Origin of the sequence: Desulforhopalus sp. (assembly GCA_030247675.1) — a bacterium.
Taxonomy (GTDB): domain Bacteria; phylum Desulfobacterota; class Desulfobulbia; order Desulfobulbales; family Desulfocapsaceae; genus Desulforhopalus_A.
In genome coordinates, this window is the sequence record JAOTRX010000002.1 from 1,353,534 (window position 1) to 1,373,074 (window position 19,541).

Below are 19,541 nucleotides of genomic sequence, written 5' to 3' on the forward strand. Positions count from 1 at the left end.
TGGTCACAGTAGGGCGAGATAGGCGATGGCGGAAAGACAGAGCAGCATCGTTGCGGGCAGTATCATCCTGGGCGAGTAGCGACGGCCGTTCATCAGCCGTTTAACGATGCGGTTGGTGGCATAAAGTGCCGCCGCCAGCCCACCGAAAATGGTGATGAATTGCAGGACAAAGGTGGTGTCATGGCTCATGGCCCGTTGGGCGTTGTAGGTCACCTCCATACCGGCCATTTCCATGATATTGGCCGGCAGCAGCCACAGACCGCTCACCAGGATCTCCAGATGGACCGACATGAATGCACCGAGTACCAGGGGAATCATGCCGTACCCGAGGGTCGCCGACGTTTCCTTGATGGTTGTGCCGGTAAGCCGGGCGGTGAGCAGGGAATACAGGGCATAGCCGGTCAGACAGGCGAGGATACAGATACAAAAGAGTATCGCCGTCGCCAGCGGCTGGCTGTCGGGCAGGCCGATGGCGTGGACCAGTGCCGTCCAGCCCGGGATTGCGGTGGGGTCCTTCTGGTTGATGGCAAACGGAAAAAATATCGCTGCGAGGCTGACCACCAAAAAGCTGTCTTCCAGGCGCGGCGACTGGAGGCTCCACAGTTCCTGGGGCGCCAGGCGCAGATTGAGGTGCACCGAGTTGAGTTTGCAGTTCTTGACGCATTGGCCGCAGAGGATGCAGTCGCGGTTGTTGTCCACCAGAAAGGGATGACGAAACATCGGACAACCGGCCTCCTTGCCGTCGCCGTTGAAGCAGACATGGTCGAGGCAGCGGTTCATGCACATATGGGTATTGGCGCGCAGTTCGAGAAGCGCCGGCATGGAAAAAATGGCGTTGATCGCCCCCAGCGGGCAAAGATATCGACACCACACCCGGCGCTTGAAAAACATGCTGAAAAACAATGCGCAGCAGGTGATGGAGAAGACGATCCAAGCGGTGATCCGCGGCGACTGATAGGCATTCCAGGCGGTCTCGATCCAAAACAGGAGGATGCAGAAAAACGACATGAGCCAGCCGGAATAGCGCCTGATGAATTGTGGCGTCGGCCGCTCAGGTTTGAGGACCAATTGGGCGAGCCAGCCGGGCACCGACAGGCCGCAGATGCTGCACCAGGTCCGGGCGAGAAAAAAGAACGAGAACAGCAGCAGCGGCCAGCCGACCACCCAGCTGAGGGTGTTGCCGATATTATGTTCGGCGGTCGTCGGCCCGAAGAACAGGGCGATCATGACCAGGATAAAAAAGGCGCCGACCAGGATCCTCGGCAGTACCGGGAAGATCCGGCTGGCAACAAAGGCCCGGACTCCCTGCAGGCGCAGCAGGTTGAACTCCCACTTGCCTTCCGATTTCGGCACCCCGAGGATGATCTGGTTGCTGAGCGGCTCGTTGTTTTTGCCAACGAGCACAGCCCGTTGCAGGACGCTGGCCATCTCGGTCAGATTGCCCGGCCAGTCATAATTCATGAACCGGCCGAGGGTCTGGTCGTCGACATCGGAAATGGTCTTGCCGTATTGCAGGCTGTAGCGCTTCAGGTAATATTGCAGGAGGCGGGGAATATCCCGCCGGTGTTCCCTGAGAGGTGCCGCCCGGAAATGTTGCTTGGCAAAGTGGATAAAGAGCTCAGGCAGCAGCCGGTTATGGCCATCCTTCAGCTGCGCTTCGTCGCTGCAGATTAGGATGACTCTGGCCCGCACCGAGGGATCGCCGCCTTCGGCCATCCTAGCGGCGGCGGCCCGTTTCAACTTCCTGGCAAGCTGGCGCTGGCAGTCCGGCTCCATATATTCGGCCTTATAAAGGACGACCGTGCCGCCCTGCATCCGGTCAAGGACACCGGTCTCGGCAATCTGCGAAAATGCTGTCGAAGTGTCCCGTTCGTAGCCGAACAGCTCGACCTCCAGCTGTACCGGATCGATATTGCGAACGTCGATTTCGACATAGGGGCCGTTTTTATTGGCGCTGGCCCGGTGGATCTCCGAGGCGATCATCCGCCGCCCGGTACCGGACTCGCCGGACAGGAGCACCGGTTCCAGGTTGTCGCTGAAGCGCCGGACGGCCTTGTTGATCTGCCGGGCGATGGTTGATTCGGCAAAGCGGATTTCCCGGTCGGACTCGGGACGCTTGCCGGTCTCCGCCAGGGACTGCACTTCCGAGATGAATCCGGAGTCGAGGTTTCGGCTGAGGCCGGGGGGGCTGGCGCTCAGTTTGGTCAGGGAATCGGCGTGATCCTGGAAGGAAACCCGCAGCCGCTTGGCAAGGGCGATGCTCAGCAGCTTGTGGATGACCGGGTTGGCCAGTAGCACCGAGTTGAAGGTTTCGGCATCAAAACTCAGGAGGCTGAGGCGAGTCAGGGCACGGGCGTTAAGGCTGTTGGGGCTGCCGGTAAGCAGCGAGGTCTCGCCGAAATGGCCGCCCGGCCCGATGTGGCTGATAATATGCCGGCCGCCGCCGACGACGTTCATCGTCAGTTCCAAGGTGCCATCGGCGATGAGGTGGAAATGCCCATGGTTGTCCCACTGCCGGTAAACGAATTGACCTTGTTCGACGGTTTGCATTGTACCGAGGGCGATAATCCGTTCCACCTCGGCAGTTTCGACATCCTTGAAAAGGATGGAATCGTACAGGCCCTGAACGCGTGTTTTCTGGTTGGTCATTGGTTGGAAGTGCCTGGGCCAAATTCACCGTAAAACTCTACCGCCTGGCGTGTTGCAGAGCATACCGCTGTTAGCAAAGCGAAGGAAACCCCAAGTTGTGCGGTCCCTTCATAGTTTTTTCCGGAAGTAGAATCCTACCTTGCCCCCGGCGGCCATCGCAAGGCTTTTTATACCCCAAGGGCATAAGTTTCATGCGAGCAGACAAGCTGCTCAACTCAGCTATATACCGCAAGGGCATAAGTTTCGTACGAGCAGACAAGCTGCTCAACTCAGCTATATTGGCCGGACGATGGTGAAAAGGGAGGGACTGCTGTCCAAGACGGTATGCCTTGCCTGCATTCCCGTCAACCGTCACCCTATAATCTCAGCCAAGGCCTGGTACAGGCGCTGCTCGTCGTGCTCGGTGATATGGAGATGCGGGGCAAAGCGCAGGGCACTGCCCCTCTGGCTGATAAAGATATTGCGTTGTTTCAATTCGCCCACCAGATTGCCGCTATAGCCAGGGGGAAGCTGGGCGCCGAACATATGCGGGCACCGCTCCGATTCCTCCGGCAGGATAAAGCCCAGTTCGACGAGGTGCCCGGCAATGCGGGCGTTGATTGCGGCAAGGGACTGGGCAATATTGCCGACGCCCCATGTCCCGATCTGCTCCAGGGCGGCAATGGCCCCCGGCAGCAGGGCCGGGTTGCACTTTTCTCCCATATCAAAGCGGCGTGCCCCCGCCATATAGGTTGATGAATAGTTCACCAGGGCGGTGAAATCCTCGGCATTATCCCGGGCCAGCCAGCACTCTTCCAGGGGCCGGGCATTCCGCCACTTTTCGTCAACATAGAGGATGCCGAAACTGTAAGGGCCAAGCAGCCATTTGTAGCCCGCTGCCACCAGGAAGTCGGGCCGTACCTCGTCCATCGATAGCGGCATCGCCCCGAGACTCTGGGTGGCATCGACCACCAAAATTGCCCCTATCTCGCGGCAGGCCCTGCCAATAGCCGAAAGGTCAATGAAGGCGCCGTTGGTCCAGTGGCAGGGGGATACCGCCACGACCCGTATCCCTTTCACCATCCGGTCGAGGATCGCCTGGGTCCAGCCGCCCTGTTGGGGTGTCGGAACGGTCTGAACCGTCGCCCCGGTCTCGGCGGCGGTCCTTTGCCAGGGCAGGACGTTGCTGGGAAATTCCTCGGCGACCACCAGAATCGCCTCACCCGCCCGGAGATGCGGCTCAATGGCCCGCGCCGCGGTGCTGAGGCCATAGCTTGCCGCCGGCACCATCGCATAGCCTGCGGCATCGCCGCCGAAGAGACTTGCCGACAGGCGGCGGATGGTCTCGGCATCTTCGAAAAAGCTGGCGACCGTCCGTTGCCAGGGATGGCCCTTGCCGCGAACGCCAAGAATCAGCCGGTCCCTGGATTCGTTCAGTTGCGGCGAGTTATAGGCGCTGTTGAAATAGGCGATATCCTCGGGGATATCAAAGAGATGACGTTGTGAGGCGATAAGAGACATGATATTTCCTTTTAAATGAGGTTGGTTATACATGTGACAGCATTGTTTCAGGACGATTCCCGGCAGAGATCTCCGGCAATCCGCCCCAGCGACTCGACCGCCCAGCGGTTTTCCTCCGACCAGAAGGCGCCATTGAGGCGCAGGCAGTTGCGGTATTTATCCCTTGTCGAAAAGATCCGGCCAGGGGCGATAACGATCTTTTCGGCCTCGGCCCGGCTGTAGAGGGCGACGGTATCGACCTCCCCCGGCAGTTCGAGCCACAGCACAAAGCCCCCGGCCGGCCTGGTGACTCTGGTGCCGGCGGGGAAATACCTGCCGATGGCGTCGGCCATCCGCGCCAGCTTGGTGGCATAGGCCTTGCGGATGCGGCGCAGATGGTGGGCATAGCCGCCATCGGCCAGAAAGTCGGCGATGGCCAGTTGGGTAGGGCTGACACAGGCGATATTGATAACAAGTTTCAGCCGATGGATCGCCTCCAGATACCTGCCCGGGGCAATCCAGCCAACCCGGTAGCCGGGGGCCAGGGTCTTGGAAAAGGATGAGCAGAGGAGGATATTGCCGTCCCGGTCCCAGGCCTTGGCGACGCTTGGCCGCTCATCGTTGAAAGAGAGATCGCCGTTGATATCGTCTTCGATCAGTGGCACCCTCGCCTCGGCCAGCATCATCGCCAGCTGCCGTTTTTTGTCGTCGCTCAGGCTGCTTCCCAAGGGGTTGTCGAAATTGGAGATGACCATGCAGCAGGCAATGGTATTGGTGCGCAGGGCCTGGCGCAGGGATTCGAGATGCAGGCCCTCGGTGGGCGAGTTGGGGATCTCAATGACCCGGAGACCCAGGAGCTGGAGCATCTGGACAAAATTGAAATAGATCGGCGAACCGATGGCCACGGTATCGCCCGGTTTGCACAGAACCTGCAGGGCTAAAAAAACCGCCTCGGCCGCGCCGTTGGTGATAATCAGCTCGTCGGGATTGAGGGTGCAACCCGCCTTGAGCATCCAGCGCGCGATCTGGTTGCGCAACCGTTTGTGGCCGGGTGAGGTGGCGTACCCGGCGCTTTCCCCCGGATGATTGCGGCAGGCCACCGACAAAATCCGCCCGAGCTTCTGCGCCGGAATGAGCTGCGGATCGGGTATCGCCGCGCCGAATTGCACCTTCCGGCTGTCGACCATATCCTGCAGCAGCCGCGCCACCAGGGTGCCGGAGTTGATCTCCTGGGGCTCGATGCCTTCGGGGGTGATGGTCGGTTCCCTGGGCAGCTCCAGGGGCCTTGGGCAAATATAGTAGCCCGATTGTGGCCGGGCCTCGATCAGGCACCGGTCTTCCAGGTAGCTGTAGGCCACCTTGACCGTGTTGATACTGACCTGGGCCTGCCTGCTCATCTCGCGGATCGACGGCAGGCGGTCACCGATTTTAAAGGTTCCACCGGCGACGAGGGTGGTTATCCTGTTGGCAACTTCGCGGTAGAGGGGTGTTTTTTCCATGGCTTTGGCCTATTGTTAAAGTATTGATGGGATTGTAGCCGTTTCCCGAGAAAACAACAGACACAATACCATGAACAGAATTAGGGCACAGTGTTAATTGATTAGATTTTAGATGGACACAGATTGTCGCTCGTTGGCTGGGCGGGGAAGTTGGAGCAGGGTCAAGGCACAATCCGCTGTGAAAAAGGCTGTACCTTGTGCAAAGAGAGAAAGAGGAGAGGTTCCATGCGTTTTGGTTTGTGCTGCCTGTTTAAAGAGGAAAAGATAGCCTTTCGGACCACCACCGCCAAGGTTCTTTCGGCGATGCCGCGCGACGCCCAGCTGGACAAGCTGTCAGCCATCTGCTGCGACAATGCCCGGAGCCTGTTGCTGGCGGTGCAGACTGTCCATCGCCTGGGAATCGGCGCCTTTCGCATTATGTCACCGCTCTTTCCGCGGATGACCCATCCCGAGGTCGGCTATGGGCTGGGCGATCTCCCAGGTGGCGAGGTCATTGGTGGTCTGCTCCGGGAAACCCGTGATTTTGCCCGTACCCATGACATTCGCCTGAGTTTTCATCCCGATCAGTTTGTCGTCCTGTCATCACCACATCCGGCGGTGGTTGGCAATTCCGTCCGCGAACTGGAGTATCAGGGTTGGCTGGCGGAGGCGGTGGGGGCCGATGTCATCAACCTCCATGCCGGTGGTGTCTACGGCGACAAACCGGCAGCCCTTGTCCGGTTTTGCCGAATATTTGCTGAGTTGCCGGAAAGCGTCCGCAGCCGACTGACTCTCGAAAACGACGACGGCAGCTATACCCCGGCCGACCTGCTGCCGGTATGTCAGCAGCTGGCCATTCCCCTGGTGTACGACGTTCACCACCACCGCTGCAATCCTGACGGATTGACGATCGAGGAGGCAACCAGGCTGGCCGGGGCGACCTGGCAGGTGTTGGGGCGGGAGCAATATTGCCATCTGTCATCGCCGCGTGCCGGTTGGGGCGGCGGCGACCCCAAGCCGCACGCCGATTATATCGATCCGGTGGATATCCCGTCATGCTGGGAGGGGCGGCAAATGACTGTTGATATCGAGGCGAAGGCCAAGGAGCTGGCGGTTATCCGTCTGCTGCAAATGGCCGGGCAAGGGAGTCATTGATGCGACAAAACCTGCGGAGGATCATTGTTATGGGCATATTAAGCAGCATCCTAACGGCCTGTGCCGGAGAAAGGCCCGGCGATCTGGGGGTACGAAACGGCCAATTCAAGGAATGTCCCGGCTCGCCAAACTGTGTGTCGAGCCAGGCGGCGGACGAGGCGCACCGCATCACGCCCCTCCTCTTCACTGATACGGCAGAACAGGCCCTTGCTCGCCTGCGCAAAACCCTTGCCGGGCGGCCCGATACCACCATAATTGCCGAAGACCCGGGCTATCTGCGCGTTGAGTTCCGCACCACTCTTTTTGTCGATGATGGTGAATTCTTCGTGGATCCGGAGCAGCGGCAGATTCATGTCCGCTCCGCCTCTCGTCTCGGCTATTCCGACCTGGGCAAAAACCGCAGCCGGATGGAGGAAGTTCGTCGCCAGTTTGCCGAGTCCGCCGCCAGATAGGGGCTGACTGAGGCGGGCAGGGCGCGAATTGTATCTTAGTTGAAGAGCTTGGTGGGTCAACAGGCCCAGCCCTCGCTAATTTTGCCTCAGTCTGTACTACGTTCTGTGGTTTCCCTTTGAACCTGGCATAGAATCCCGTAAAGCCATATCCTTACTAAGGATATTCCTGGTACTTTATGCAAAAATTCCGATAGAAAGAAATCCATTAAGGTATGTGGAATGTAGCAGGCCGACAATCCCAAAGGCTTTAATGGTATCTTGCAAGCTCAACCAATAGAGCGGTCAAGAAGTGTAATCATGATGCTTCCTTAGGGCGGATGTCCTTACAATTGAAACTCTATACGGCATCTATTGGTGTAGGGATGAGATAATCACTTGAAGTGATAATTTTGTGGAAATCTAATGTGTTGAGAAATAAATCTTGACAGGAAACACTGGAGCTGGAAGAACATTGGGAGGGAAGAAAACTGACTGGACAACGCCGACTGCCTTGGTTGGCAGTGTGGATAGGCGGTTTGAATATTCACTTGTTAGCCCTGGCGGGTATCACGATGCCAACAAGGGTACTACCAAAGGGGGTATTTATGAGCTTATCTAATTAGAATGACATGAAGATTGAGATTGAGCAGGAAGACTCCACTTTTGCACCATCGAGGAAGAAACATGAGAAGAGTGATTATGACTATGGCACTGATTGTCCTCATTAATTGCCAAGGATGTGACAATAGTGCACCATTAAAAACCCGCATAACAGAGTTAGAGTCTACGGTTTCAGCACAAGCTGCAAAACTTTCAGAGTTAAAGGCAACGGTTTCTGAACAAGCTGCAGAACTTAAGCAATACAAAGAAAGAGAGCGACAAAGAGAAGCGGGGAGTTCCTCAACACCAACAGGTGTGGCTTATTCCGACCAGCGTGGAGCTATAACAGTCGAGATTCTAAAAATACTTACTGGAAACCAAATTGTTGCCAAAGCCAAGATGCATGCACATCAGCTATCTGGATTTCACGAACAAGGCAAAGAATTAATTTACTTTGAAGTCAGAATTACTAATAACAAGTTCAATGGAGAACTATCACTAAACCAATATCAATTTAATTTAGAGTCAGACAAAGGGGAAATATTTTCAAATGAGCAGACCCGCGACTACATGCGAGGAAATATTCATCAAGGTAGGTCCGCCACAGGTGGTATTGCCTTTGCAGTTTACCCGAATAGTAAGCCAAAGTGGCTTAGATACAATACCGGTCTAAAAGATGGTTACGGAATCATGTTGGAGGCTGTTTCACCTGACCTACAACAAATAGTTGTAAATTCCAAATAGAGTAAGGTGAATGACGCATTGTCCTAGAGATATAAGGTTTGAATCTGAATTCACCCGTTGATATCGAGGCGAAGGCCAAGGAGCTGGCGGTTATCCGTCTGTGGGAATTGGACAAACAAAGAGGCAGGTGATTGGTCTGAAAGTGTATAAAAAGCCATACAATTATATGGTAAAATACACCTTATTGTGCTAAATTCAATTTATGAAGAAAATACGGTTTGAGTGGGACGAAAATAAGGATGCTGAAAACCAGAAGAAACATGGAATACGGTTTTCTTTGGCACAGTATGCCTTCGCCGATCCCAGCCGTGTCATAGCCGAAGACCTCGCTCATAGTGAAACTGAAAACCGCTACTTTTGTTTCGGCGAGGTCGAGGGTGGCGTTCTCACTGTCCGGTTTACCTATCGCGGCAGTGTTATTCGAATCATTGGCGCCGGTTACTGGCGAAAGGGCAAGGCAATTTATGAGCGCGAAAATCAAATACACTAATGAACCTGTTGATGCCAAGGTCATTCGAGACTTTCTCCCTCGGCCTGAAGAACTTGCTTTCAAAGAAGAAGGGGTGAAAGTTACCATTGCTCTCAGCAAAAGGAGTGTTGAGTTCTTTAAAGCTGAGGCAACCAAACACCATACTCAATATCAGCGCATGATCCGCAGGCTTATCGATACCTATGTGGAAACTTACGACAAACCTTAAGAAATTATGAGATTGGCAAGTTTTGGAATTGGGACTTATATGTGGGGCCAGGTAAGAGGAGGGAGATGCCCACAAAGTGAGCCTGACCCCACATATGTACACTGAGTCGTGCTTTGCGTATTGGATCAGTATAGAAATCAACATCCTTTTGCAAAAATCTCCGTTATTATACCTTCCTGCAATACAGATACATCCTCCATTGCCTCATTTTTTTCGCGTCAGCAATTTGACATCTGCAAGGTCCCGTTGATACTATAAAAATTAGTGAACGTGCAAATATTGAAAGCGAGGAGATCACAGCCGAAAGCCATGCGTGCCAAAAATCGCGTAAAAACCGAGTGGTGTTTTGCCAAGGCTATCCGGCGTAACGATTGTGGCATATTGTTTTGCTCTTTCTAAACGACACTTTTTTGTCCCTTAATATATTTTCTGTGGAGCTGCTATGAAACTAAAAATAACTGGAAAGATTTTAGCCATGTCTGTGTTTTCCGTGATTTTAACGAGTGTCGGCATCTATCTGACCGCCCGACACTACACGAATGCGGCATTTGACAATGAAGCAAATCTTGCCATTTTTTCAGCGCAAAAAGTAGTCAGCAACTATATCGAGGGACTGAAAGACAAATATCTGCAGGAGGCCGCCCTGGTAGCAGCCAATAAAAATGTGGTTGATGCTGTTGCCGCAAAAAATAGCTCTTCACTGAAACCTATTATTGTCGATGCCATGAAGATCAGCGGCTCGCATTTCATTACCGTGTCTGATGAAAAAGGAGTGGTTATTGCCCGTTCGCATTCTGACAAGGTTGGCGACAGCGTGACTGATCAGGCAAATGTCGTAAAAGCTCTCGCCGGCGAAACCAACGTCGGTGTGGAACCGGGGACTGTGGTGAAATTTTCCCTTCGCGCCGGGTGCCCGGTCCGTGTCGACGGCAAGATTGTCGGCGTCGTCACCTTGGGGATTTCTTTGTCCGACATGGATTTTGTCGATAAAATCAAAGCGTTCACCGACCTTGAAAACACAATTTTTGAAAAAGAGACGCGAATTTCAACAACTATTGTCAAGGAAGGCAAACGGGCAATAGGCACCAAAATGGACAATCCAAAAGTTATTGAGAAGGTTTTGAATAAGGGCGAGATATTTTTATCCACCAATGTCATTCTCGGCAAATCTTTTCAGACCGCCTATTGGCCGATAAAGGATCCCAATGGCAAAATTTCCGGCATGTACTTCATTGGTAAACCACTTGAGGTGATCGAATCGGCCAAACAAAAGGTCGCCATAGCCATCCTCACCGTCACGGTAGGTCTTGCTTTGATAGTGATCGGCGTTTCGTTTTTTATCATTCGCGGCATCACCCAGCCCCTTCATAAAATGATCGTTATGATTAAAGATATCGCGCAAGGTGAAGGTGATCTCACCACCCGTCTTACCGTTGCAAGCTCCGATGAAGTGGGTGAGATGTCGGGCTATTTCAATCAATTTGTCGGAAAAATCCAAGAGATGATGAAAAGCATTGCCGGAAATGTCGATACCCTCACTGCATCTTCGGCCGAGCTTGTAAGCGTTTCCGAGAAACTCTCCTCGGCCGCCAGGGATACGGCCGATAAATCGACGTCGGTCGCGGCTGCGGCCGAGGAAATGGACGCAAACTTCCAATCGGTTTCCGCAGCCATGGAGCAATCGAGCAGCAATATCAACACCATCGCTTCTTCCACCGAAGAGATGACCGCAACAGTCGGGGAAATCGCCGAAGGTGCGGAGAAGGCAAGAGTGATTGCCGAAAAAGCGGTTAGACAATCTCAGGCCACCTCGACGAAGATGACTGAACTGGGAGAGTCGGCCAATAAAATAGGGAAAGTTACCGAGACTATTACCGAAATCTCCGAACAAACCAATCTCCTGGCACTGAACGCCACCATCGAAGCGGCGCGCGCCGGTGAGGCAGGCAAAGGATTTGCAGTTGTTGCCAACGAGATCAAGGAACTTGCCAGACAGACGGCTGCCGCCACCATCAATATAAAAAATCAAATCGGGGATATCCAGGCGACGACATCCAGTACTGTCGATGAAATTAAAGAAATATCTTCGGTTATCAATGAAATAAGCGCCGTTATTAACACTATTGCCAGCTCGGTGGAAGAACAGTCGGCGGCAACCAAAGAGATTGCCGGCAACATTTCCCAGGCTTCACAGGGGGTCGCCGAGGTCAATGAGAATGTGGCACAGAGTACTGCTGTTGTCGCAGATATAGCTAGAAATGTGAACGACATCAGCAACCAATCGCAACATGTCGGTGAAGGCTCCGGACAGGTACAAAAAAGCGCCAAGAACCTCTCGGCACTATCTGAACAACTGGATAAGTTGGTCAAGATGTTTAAAATCTGAGCCGACGCTTGATTGTAACCTGGATGCAGATTGGGGGTGGAACTGTATATACCGGCAAAAGAGGGTCAGAGTCAAAGTGCGGCCGGGCAAGGTCGTGTAGTCAAGCGGGCGGGAAACCCGTCCCGGAAGGAGGGCCAGCCACCGTGAATTTAATGGGGTAAGAGACGAATTAAAATTTGGAGCCCAAAAAGGGTCAGAAGCCCAAAAAGGTTCAGAGTCAAATTAAAATCTATTTACTTTCGAAATCTAAATTCACTCCGACCCCATTTAGTTCCTGATTGTCCTCATTAATTGCCAAGGATGTGACAATAGTGCACCATTAAAAACCCGCATAACAGAGTTAGAGTCTACGGTTTCAGCACAAGCTGCAAAACTTTCAGAGTTAAAGGCAACGGTTTCTGAACAAGCTGCAGAACTTAAGCAATACAAAGAAAGAGAGCGACAAAGAGAAGCGGGGAGTTCCTCAACACCAACAGGTGTGGCTTATTCCGACCAGCGTGGAGCTATAACAGTCGAGATTCTAAAAATACTTACTGGAAACCAAATTGTTGCCAAAGCCAAGATGCATGCACATCAGCTATCTGGATTTCACGAACAAGGCAAAGAATTAATTTACTTTGAAGTCAGAATTACTAATAACAAGTTCAATGGAGAACTATCACTAAACCAATATCAATTTAATTTAGAGTCAGACAAAGGGGAAATATTTTCAAATGAGCAGACCCGCGACTACATGCGAGGAAATATTCATCAAGGTAGGTCCGCCACAGGTGGTATTGCCTTTGCAGTTTACCCGAATAGTAAGCCAAAGTGGCTTAGATACAATACCGGTCTAAAAGATGGTTACGGAATCATGTTGGAGGCTGTTTCACCTGACCTACAACAGGTAGTTGTAAATTCCAAATAGAGTAAGGTGAATGACGCGTTGTCCTGGCAAAAAGGGGTGAAATCTAAATTCACTCCGACCCCAATTAGTTCGACCCCAATTAGTTTCTCTTTCAGAGGATATCAGTATCGATCCAGTGCACCTGGATTGCGGGGGGCTGAAAAGACTTTTGCGCGAGCGTTTTTCCGCTCGCGCAATATGTCCTCGTCTATGGCTGGGCCCGACAGAAAAAATGTTCCTATCTGCTGACGGATAAAGCTGAGTTGAGCAGCTTGTCTGCTCAAACGAAACGTATGCCCTTGTGGTATAATGCTATTTTTTTAAGCGTGTAATGGCGACTTTGATGCTCATGCCAAGACGATTCAGGGCATTGGCAAGTTTGCCGATCTCGTCCTTCCGGGTGGTGTAGGGAATGACTATGTCAATTTTGCCCCTGCTGAATTGATCGGCAAAGTCGGTCAGGTCGCGGACCGGTTTGACAATGCTTCGGATCAGCAACCAGGTCATGGGCATGAGAAGAAAAAGCACCGCAGTGCCAAGTACAAGGTAGAGTGTCTCAAGAAAGTCTGAAGTTAACTGCTTGGTTGTGGTCAAGATTTTTTCCTTCTGCTCCTGAATGTCATCGATGTAGACTCCAGTGCCTATCCAGAATTGATTGCCAGGCATCATACGGGCGTAGGAAAGTTTTGGTTGCAGCCCCTTCTTTGGTTTTTCCCACATATAATCGACAAAACCTCCGCCAGCCTGCGCCACCGTATCAAGCTCCTTGATCAACAGTTTGCCGTTCGGGTCTTTAAAATCGATGAGATTTTTCCCTTCCTTTTCAGGTTGTGGGGGAAGTACGAAAACCGTGCCCCCTTTTTTATAAATAAAAATATAGCCGGATTTGTCCGGGAAAAAGCGGGCGTCTTGCACGAGCGTCTTGAATTTCTGGTATATCTGTTTTTCATCGTCGATGCCTTTAACCGCCGAAGCAAGTGTCACCGCCATCATATCCACTACATCTTTGAGTTCGCTTTTGTATCCGGTGAGCATGATATCCGTGCTTTGATCAACGCTGGAATCAGTGATTTTCTGCACCAGGAGATGGTATCTGACTCCGGTTATTGCCGTGAAAGAAGCCAGCACCACAACTAATCCAATGGTCTTGACTGAAAAAGAGAGGTTATTCCAGAAGTTGACAATCATATGCATACCCATCTCAACGGAGTTGATGAAAATTAGTTTTGTCCTTCCGGCTGAATCTTCCGGCATGAACGGCCTCTTTGGCCCAAGGACTATGCCCTGCAGGCCTTTTCGCGGGAAGAAAAGCAAATGATATGCCATTCGCAGAGATAATAATTTCCGTTGCATGATCAGGTGGATACATGACCTGTCTTCAATTTTCTAAGGGGTATCAGGGGGTGTGTACGAAATACCAGACAACTGTCCAGGTGTTGGGGGGATATCAGTCTGAAAAATCCGAATGATGGCGAGGCAGATGGAGCAACTCTACAATATTAGCCATCTTACAGGCTGTCCAATAAACCAGACTTACAATAGGTTCAGAAGAAACAGTTCCAGTGGACGGTAGTTAAGAAAACCATCCACCATGTGAGGTGGTTTCGATTATTTATAACGCAAGGGCATACGTTTCGTTTGAGCAGACAAGCTGCTTAACTCAGCTTTACCCTAGGAGCTCTTCTGAGTAATTTTTCTCCGCATCAAAAAAACTGATTGCCCCGTCTTGTTTCGGCAATATCTGAGAAATCCATATCTTCTCTTTGATTATTGCCATATACCCCAGGGGCAATGCAGTATGATTTATTGTTGCCAGACTGCCGCTTGGTATCCTGTCAGCCACCATATACCGGGTAATCTATATATCCATCCGGACCTGGGGTATACCATTTCGACATGTCGTTGCTGGGTGCCAGCGGCCAGCCGTGTCGCAGCCTTGCCACAAGGTCGGGGTTGGTGATGAAGGGTCGACCAAAGGCGGCAATGTCAAGGACTCCGGCGGCAAGCCGTTTCTCGGCGTCTTCTTTGCTATAGCCACAGTTGCCGATGATAATTCCGCTGTAATGGGCTCGGAACTCTTCTAAGGTCATTGGTTCTCCTTTGCTGTGAAAACCAAAGGCCAACCCGTCCATGATGTGCACATAAGCCAGCTGCAATTTGCTCAGCTCTTTGATGGTATAAAGATAGGTCTCGCGGAAATCGGCGCTGCCCATGTCGTTGAAGACGCCATTTGGTGAGAGGCGAACCCCGACACGACTGGCTGGCCAGACCGTGAGTACCGCTGCCAGCACTTCGCCAAGAAAGCGGTATTTGTTTGGAAGGCTGCCACCGTAAGCGTCACTGCGCAAATTGGTCTTAGAATCGAGGAACTGGTTGAGTAAATAGCCATTGGCGCCGTGCACTTCAATGCCAGAAAATCCTGCTTCCCTGGCATTGGCAGCTGCCTGACGATAATCCTCCACCGTGGCCTTGATTTCGGCGACGGTCATAGGTCGTGGTGCTTCATAATCTTTTTTTCCAAACGGAGTATGGATACCGTCTCCTTCAATCTTTACATCCGAGGCCGAAACAGGCAGCTCACCGCCATGGAAATCGCTGTGCGACGCCCGGCCGCAATGCCAAAGCTGCAGGAAAATCTGGGTGCCGGTGGGTCTTACTTTGTCGGTTACCTTGCGCCAGCCGGCAACCATCTCGCTTGTGTAGATGCCGGGCGATCCGATCCAGCCAATGCCTTGCTGGTTGATGACGGTTGCTTCGGTGATGAGGAGGCCGGCTGAGGCCCGTTGAAAATAGTGCTCGGCCATAATATCGTTCGGTACCCGTGTGTCTCCAGCCCGGCCGCGGGTCATCGGGGCCATGGCTATGCGGTTCTTTAGTTCCAGATCGCCTATATGTACTGTTTCAAAGAGTGATTTTGTCATTGCGTTCTCCCTCAATTCTGGGTTGTGGTTGGCTTGCCAATCGTGCCTCCATCCCGTTTATACCACAAGGGCATATGTTTCGTTTGAGCAGACAACAACTCAACTCAGCTTTATGAGTCAGTTGGGGGGCAATATTGTATCGCAGGGGCAGTTTGATGACAGAACTATAAGATGGAGCTAGCGTTTGTCGATGGCACAGTCGACGCAATCGGCAATCGGTGTCACCCATTAAAAGGCCCCTTGTCAAAGAACAAACGCCCCCATTCAAGGAAAAAACACAGTTTTTCATCAAAACAGCACAACAAAAGGTATTATATGGCGGTGTTTCCCTCCGTCAATCTTGATGATTTGAAGGCTGTCGAGACGGCTAAGTAGCTGCTTACTTTAAGATTGCCGATCGTCGCCTCGCACTCTGCGCTATCATGGCCGACAAATCCTCGGCCGGCCGGATCTCGAAGGGCCCTGCCTTCACTCCCGGGTGTTTCGACATCAACTGAATGGCGTGATTGAGATCTCTCGCTTCGAGAATGAGGATTCCCCCCAACTGTTCCTTGGCTTCGGCATAGGGGCCATCGGTCGTCGATACCTTGCCATTTTGCCAGCGCAGGGTAACGGCGTTTCCGGCACTCTGCAGCGCTTCTCCGCCCGCAAAGTGACCGCCCTGGCGCAGGACATCATCGTAGGTAAAGCACTCGTCCATGAGGGCTTCCCGTTCGCTTTCCGACAGTCCTTCCCACCAGCCTTCCTCAATGTAACCGAGACATATGTATTTCATGGCTTCCTCCTCATTTGTGGACGATATTTCTAAAGCCCCCGTAAACCATGCGCCGGCAATCAAAGGGCATGGAATCCAGCGTGCATATTTCGTTGGTTCGCGGATCGGCCATTACCGCGGCATTGACTTTGTCGCGATGTTCGCGCGATTCGAAGACGATCCAGGAAAAGACCACGGTATCATCTTCGCCGGCATCGGCCGCTTTTCTGAACGAAACCATATCCTTAATATCGAGATCGTCGCCTATGCACTCCCAGAAATCCAAGGCTCCGTGCTCTTTCCAGAGGGCCCCTGCTTTTTCTGCGATGCGTTGGTATTCGTCCACTTTATCTTTTGGTAACGGAATAACGAAACCGTCTACATATCTTGCCATGGCAAACCTCCCATTATGTGCTTCAGGCGCTCGTAATGAGCTGCAGGTGGTGGCGTCTCCACTCGGTGACTTTCATGCTAAGGCCCGATGCCTTAGATGCCACCAAAATCCTGTCGACTTGCTCAGTAGTCGTTCGGAAACCACCGAATTCGACAAGAGGTTTTTAAAAAAATCTTCAGGACGACACTTCCTCAAACCGCCGCAGAAGAAAGCGGCGCTCCGACGGCTGTTGCGTCAGGCTGAGGGCGCGCTGATAGGCATCCCGGGCCTGCGATGATCGCCCGAGCCGTCGGCAGAGATCGGCCCGCGCCGCGTGCGCCAGATGGTAGTCCGCCAGCTCGCCACCGGCCAGGATGGCATCGATCAGGAGCAGGCCGGCTTCCGGCCCATCCCGCATGGCCACCGCCACCGCCCGGTTCAATTCGACCACGGGGGACGGTTCGATCTGCAGCAGCAGGTCGAATAATCCGACGATCCTCGCCCAGTCGGTCACAGCGACGCTCGATACCTCGGCATGCACCGCGGCAATCGCCGCCTGGAGGGTGTAGGAGCCGAACCGCCGCGATGCCAGCGCCTGGTCAACCAGCGCCAGGCCTTCGGCAATCTGTTCCCGGTTCCACAGCGAGCGGTCCTGGTCTTCCAGTAAAATTAGATCGCCGGTGGGCGAGGTGCGGGCGGCACGCCGCGACTCCTGCAGCAGCATCAGTGCCAGCAATCCGATCGTCTCGGGTTCGGGCAGCAACTGGGCGACCTGCCGCCCGAGACGAATCGCCTCGCCCGACAGGTCCGGTCGTGTAAGCGTTGCGCCCGATGAGGCGGCATAGCCCTCGTTGAAGACAAGATAGATGACCCGCAGCACGGCGTCGAGGCGTTCCGGCAGGTCGGAGAGGGCGGGGACCTGATAGGGAATGCCGGCATCGCGGATTTTCGCCTTGGCGCGGACAATGCGCTGGGCCAGCGTTGGCAGGGGAATGAGAAACGCCCGGGCGATCTCCTCGGTAGTAAGGCCGCACACTTCGCGCAGGGTGAGGGCCACTCGGGCATCCGGGGCTAAGGCCGGATGGCAGCAGGTGAAGATCAGCCGCAGGAGGTCGTCTTCGAGGTCCTCGCAGTCCTTCTCGGAAGCACCGCCAACCGGCCCGGCATCATCGTCCAGCGGTTCGAAGCGGGCGCGGCGGCGGATGCGGTCGATGGCCTTGAAACGGCCGACCGATATCAGCCAGGCCCTGGGATTGGCCGGCTCGCCGTCGCGTGGCCACTGCTCAAGGGCAGCCTTGAAGGCCTCATGCAAGGCCTCCTCGGCCAGGTCGAAGTCTCCGAGACGGCGGACGAGGGTGGCAAAGACACGGCGCGATTGGCCCCGGTAGATCTCATCCACCCGGCCACGCAGGTGGTTGGTGGGACCTTCAACCGTTGGCGATGCCAATATTTCTTTGGTGTTATTTTCCATCAAAGAAACATAAACATCATCCCGGGGAGATGGAATGCGACGGAGGATTTCTTTGCCGGGATTGCCCTCCTCTTCAGCCTGCCGGCCTTCTGGGTCCGGCATTGCCAAAAAAAGCACTTATAATGTCGAAATTGCCCTTCCGCGATCGACTGAAATACAAAGCAGACATCAGCCTGCTTGAAATAAATACCAAAAGGAGTCACACCATGCGATTTATGATTATCGTTAAAGCTACCAAGGATTCGGAAGCAGGGGTCATGCCGGAAGAAGCGTTGTTTGTTGAAATGGCCGCCTACCACGAGGAACTGGCCAAGGCCGGCATACTGCGCGACGCTTCAGGACTGCAGTCAAGCGGCAAAGGCTGGCGTATCAAATACTCCGGGAAAGAACGAACCTTTGTCGATGGCCCCTTCATCGAAGCCAAGGAACTCATCGCCGGCTATACGATCATTGAGGTGCAGTCCCGGGATGAAGCAATCGAATGGACCAGGCGTTTTCCCAACCCCGCCGGGGATGGCAAAGCCGGTGAGATAGAGGTCCGACAGTTGTTCGAACTGGAGGATTTCGGCGAAAGCGAAGGGGTAGAACGCTTCAGAAAGATCGGGGCCGGTACAGAAAAGTAGTCAAGCAAAGAATTTTCTCAAAAAATATCAATAAAAGGAGTAATGAAAATGGACTCCCAACCAATCAAACCTATCCCGGATGGGATGTACACGGTAACACCGCATTTGGTCTGTGCCGGTGCGACCGAAGCGATCGAGTTTTATAAAAAAGCCTTTAACGCAGTGGATATGGGGCGGCTTGCCGGCCCGCAGGGTAAACTTATGCATGCGATGATCCGCATCGGCGATTCGGTAGTCATGCTGGTCGACGAATTCCCCGAATGGGGATCATTCGGGCCAAAAACCCTCAAGGGGACGCCGGTCACCCTCCATCTGTATGTCGAAGATGTCGACAGCTTCGTCAATAGAGCCGTTGAGGCGGGAGCAACGATTACCATGCCGGTTGCCGACATGTTCTGGGGCGATCGTTATGGCATCCTTGAAGATCCCTTTGGCCATCGCTGGTCCGTTGCCAGTCACATTCGCGACGTCAGTCCAGAGGAGATGGAAAAGGCGATCCAGCAGGGATGTGGCTGATTTTATAGATACATATTGGAGCTGTAATGGAGATATCATCATGAGACACGAAAACACCGATACCTACAAAGGCTGGACCCTCTCAGTAAAAGCAGAAAAGAATATGTGTGCAAATTTCAGCTTTGACATCACCGACCCCACCGGTCGCTCGCAACATATCGCTATGGGTGGCGATAACGAACAACGCGCCAAAGAAAGGGCCCAAGAGATGATCGATATGGAACTTGCCATGATATCCGAAGAGTAGAAGGCCATCGACCGCTTGGAATGGGGCAGGCGGCAGATACCTCTGCCCCCTCCAGAACCTTTTTTTGCCGGGGCAGAATCATAAATGGCTTTGCCCCGGCTGTAACTGACTACGACCTTCGCCACTCCCT

General features: G+C 53.2%; 18 protein-coding genes. 10 read left to right on the forward strand and 8 right to left on the reverse strand.

Translation table 11 applies throughout. The features are described 5' to 3' along the window. Positions 1-3 precede the first annotated feature (3 nt). The 3 genes from OEL83_05900 to OEL83_05910 form a co-directional block, all read right to left on the reverse strand. Positions 4-2,649 (reverse strand): sigma 54-interacting transcriptional regulator, encoded by a 2,646-nt coding sequence (locus OEL83_05900; GenBank protein ID MDK9706565.1) that lies wholly within the window; start codon positions 2,647-2,649, stop codon positions 4-6. Positions 2,650-3,000: 351 nt separating this feature from the next. Beyond that, the gene (locus OEL83_05905; protein ID MDK9706566.1) at positions 3,001-4,149 is read right to left on the reverse strand and encodes an aminotransferase class V-fold PLP-dependent enzyme; all 1,149 of its coding nucleotides are present in this window, start codon (positions 4,147-4,149) and stop codon (positions 3,001-3,003) included. Between the two features lie 47 nt (positions 4,150-4,196). Further along, positions 4,197-5,627: a PLP-dependent aminotransferase family protein gene (locus OEL83_05910; GenBank protein ID MDK9706567.1), complete on the reverse strand. Its 1,431-nt coding sequence runs from the start codon at positions 5,625-5,627 to the stop codon at positions 4,197-4,199. Positions 5,628-5,852: 225 nt separating this feature from the next. Between OEL83_05910 and uvsE the strand changes: the two genes are divergently transcribed. From uvsE to OEL83_05945, 7 genes are all read left to right on the forward strand, one after another. Continuing rightward, positions 5,853-6,761, forward strand: coding sequence for a UV DNA damage repair endonuclease UvsE (uvsE, locus tag OEL83_05915; GenBank protein MDK9706568.1), 909 nt, complete (start codon positions 5,853-5,855; stop codon positions 6,759-6,761). 29 nt (positions 6,762-6,790) lie between these two features. Further along, complete coding sequence (locus OEL83_05920) at positions 6,791-7,213, forward strand: DUF1499 domain-containing protein (GenBank protein ID MDK9706569.1); 423 nt, start codon at positions 6,791-6,793, stop codon at positions 7,211-7,213. A 663-nt stretch (positions 7,214-7,876) separates the two neighbouring features. Continuing rightward, positions 7,877-8,536 (forward strand): DUF4352 domain-containing protein, encoded by a 660-nt coding sequence (locus tag OEL83_05925; GenBank protein ID MDK9706570.1) that lies wholly within the window; start codon positions 7,877-7,879, stop codon positions 8,534-8,536. A gap of 202 nt (positions 8,537-8,738) precedes the next feature. After that, entirely contained in the window at positions 8,739-9,026 is a 288-nt protein-coding gene (locus OEL83_05930; GenBank protein ID MDK9706571.1) for a BrnT family toxin, read from the forward strand. Next, positions 9,001-9,234, forward strand: coding sequence for a CopG family transcriptional regulator (locus OEL83_05935; GenBank protein MDK9706572.1), 234 nt, complete (start codon positions 9,001-9,003; stop codon positions 9,232-9,234). Before OEL83_05930 ends, OEL83_05935 begins: the two co-directional genes overlap by 26 nt. Positions 9,235-9,676: 442 nt before the next feature. Further along, on the forward strand, positions 9,677-11,620 hold the full coding sequence (locus OEL83_05940) for a methyl-accepting chemotaxis protein (GenBank protein ID MDK9706573.1): 1,944 nt from the start codon (positions 9,677-9,679) through the stop codon (positions 11,618-11,620). A gap of 478 nt (positions 11,621-12,098) precedes the next feature. After that, positions 12,099-12,527, forward strand: coding sequence for a DUF4352 domain-containing protein (locus OEL83_05945; protein MDK9706574.1), 429 nt, complete (start codon positions 12,099-12,101; stop codon positions 12,525-12,527). A 291-nt stretch (positions 12,528-12,818) separates the two neighbouring features. Here OEL83_05945 and OEL83_05950 read toward each other — a convergent pair whose 3' ends face one another. From OEL83_05950 to OEL83_05970, 5 genes are all read right to left on the reverse strand, one after another. Continuing rightward, positions 12,819-13,760, reverse strand: a complete 942-nt coding sequence (locus tag OEL83_05950; protein ID MDK9706575.1) for a cache domain-containing protein — start codon at positions 13,758-13,760, stop codon at positions 12,819-12,821. A 581-nt stretch (positions 13,761-14,341) separates the two neighbouring features. Then, positions 14,342-15,427 carry an alkene reductase gene (locus OEL83_05955; protein ID MDK9706576.1) on the reverse strand — a complete coding sequence of 362 codons (1,086 nt, stop codon included), beginning with the start codon at positions 15,425-15,427 and terminating at the stop codon, positions 14,342-14,344. 379 nt (positions 15,428-15,806) lie between these two features. Further along, positions 15,807-16,202: a YciI family protein gene (locus OEL83_05960; GenBank protein MDK9706577.1), complete on the reverse strand. Its 396-nt coding sequence runs from the start codon at positions 16,200-16,202 to the stop codon at positions 15,807-15,809. 10 nt (positions 16,203-16,212) lie between these two features. Then, positions 16,213-16,575: a DUF1428 domain-containing protein gene (locus tag OEL83_05965; GenBank protein ID MDK9706578.1), complete on the reverse strand. Its 363-nt coding sequence runs from the start codon at positions 16,573-16,575 to the stop codon at positions 16,213-16,215. Positions 16,576-16,750: 175 nt separating this feature from the next. Further along, positions 16,751-18,127, reverse strand: a complete 1,377-nt coding sequence (locus tag OEL83_05970) for an RNA polymerase sigma factor (protein ID MDK9706579.1) — start codon at positions 18,125-18,127, stop codon at positions 16,751-16,753. A gap of 104 nt (positions 18,128-18,231) precedes the next feature. Here OEL83_05970 and OEL83_05975 point away from each other — a divergent pair, with 104 nt between their 5' ends. The 3 genes from OEL83_05975 to OEL83_05985 are packed head-to-tail and all read left to right on the forward strand — an operon-like array spanning position 18,232 to position 19,411. Then, on the forward strand, positions 18,232-18,648 hold the full coding sequence (locus OEL83_05975; protein ID MDK9706580.1) for a YciI family protein: 417 nt from the start codon (positions 18,232-18,234) through the stop codon (positions 18,646-18,648). 48 nt (positions 18,649-18,696) lie between these two features. Then, positions 18,697-19,164 (forward strand): VOC family protein, encoded by a 468-nt coding sequence (locus OEL83_05980; GenBank protein ID MDK9706581.1) that lies wholly within the window; start codon positions 18,697-18,699, stop codon positions 19,162-19,164. A 40-nt stretch (positions 19,165-19,204) separates the two neighbouring features. Continuing rightward, positions 19,205-19,411 carry a hypothetical protein gene (locus OEL83_05985; protein MDK9706582.1) on the forward strand — a complete coding sequence of 69 codons (207 nt, stop codon included), beginning with the start codon at positions 19,205-19,207 and terminating at the stop codon, positions 19,409-19,411. Positions 19,412-19,541 lie beyond the last annotated feature (130 nt).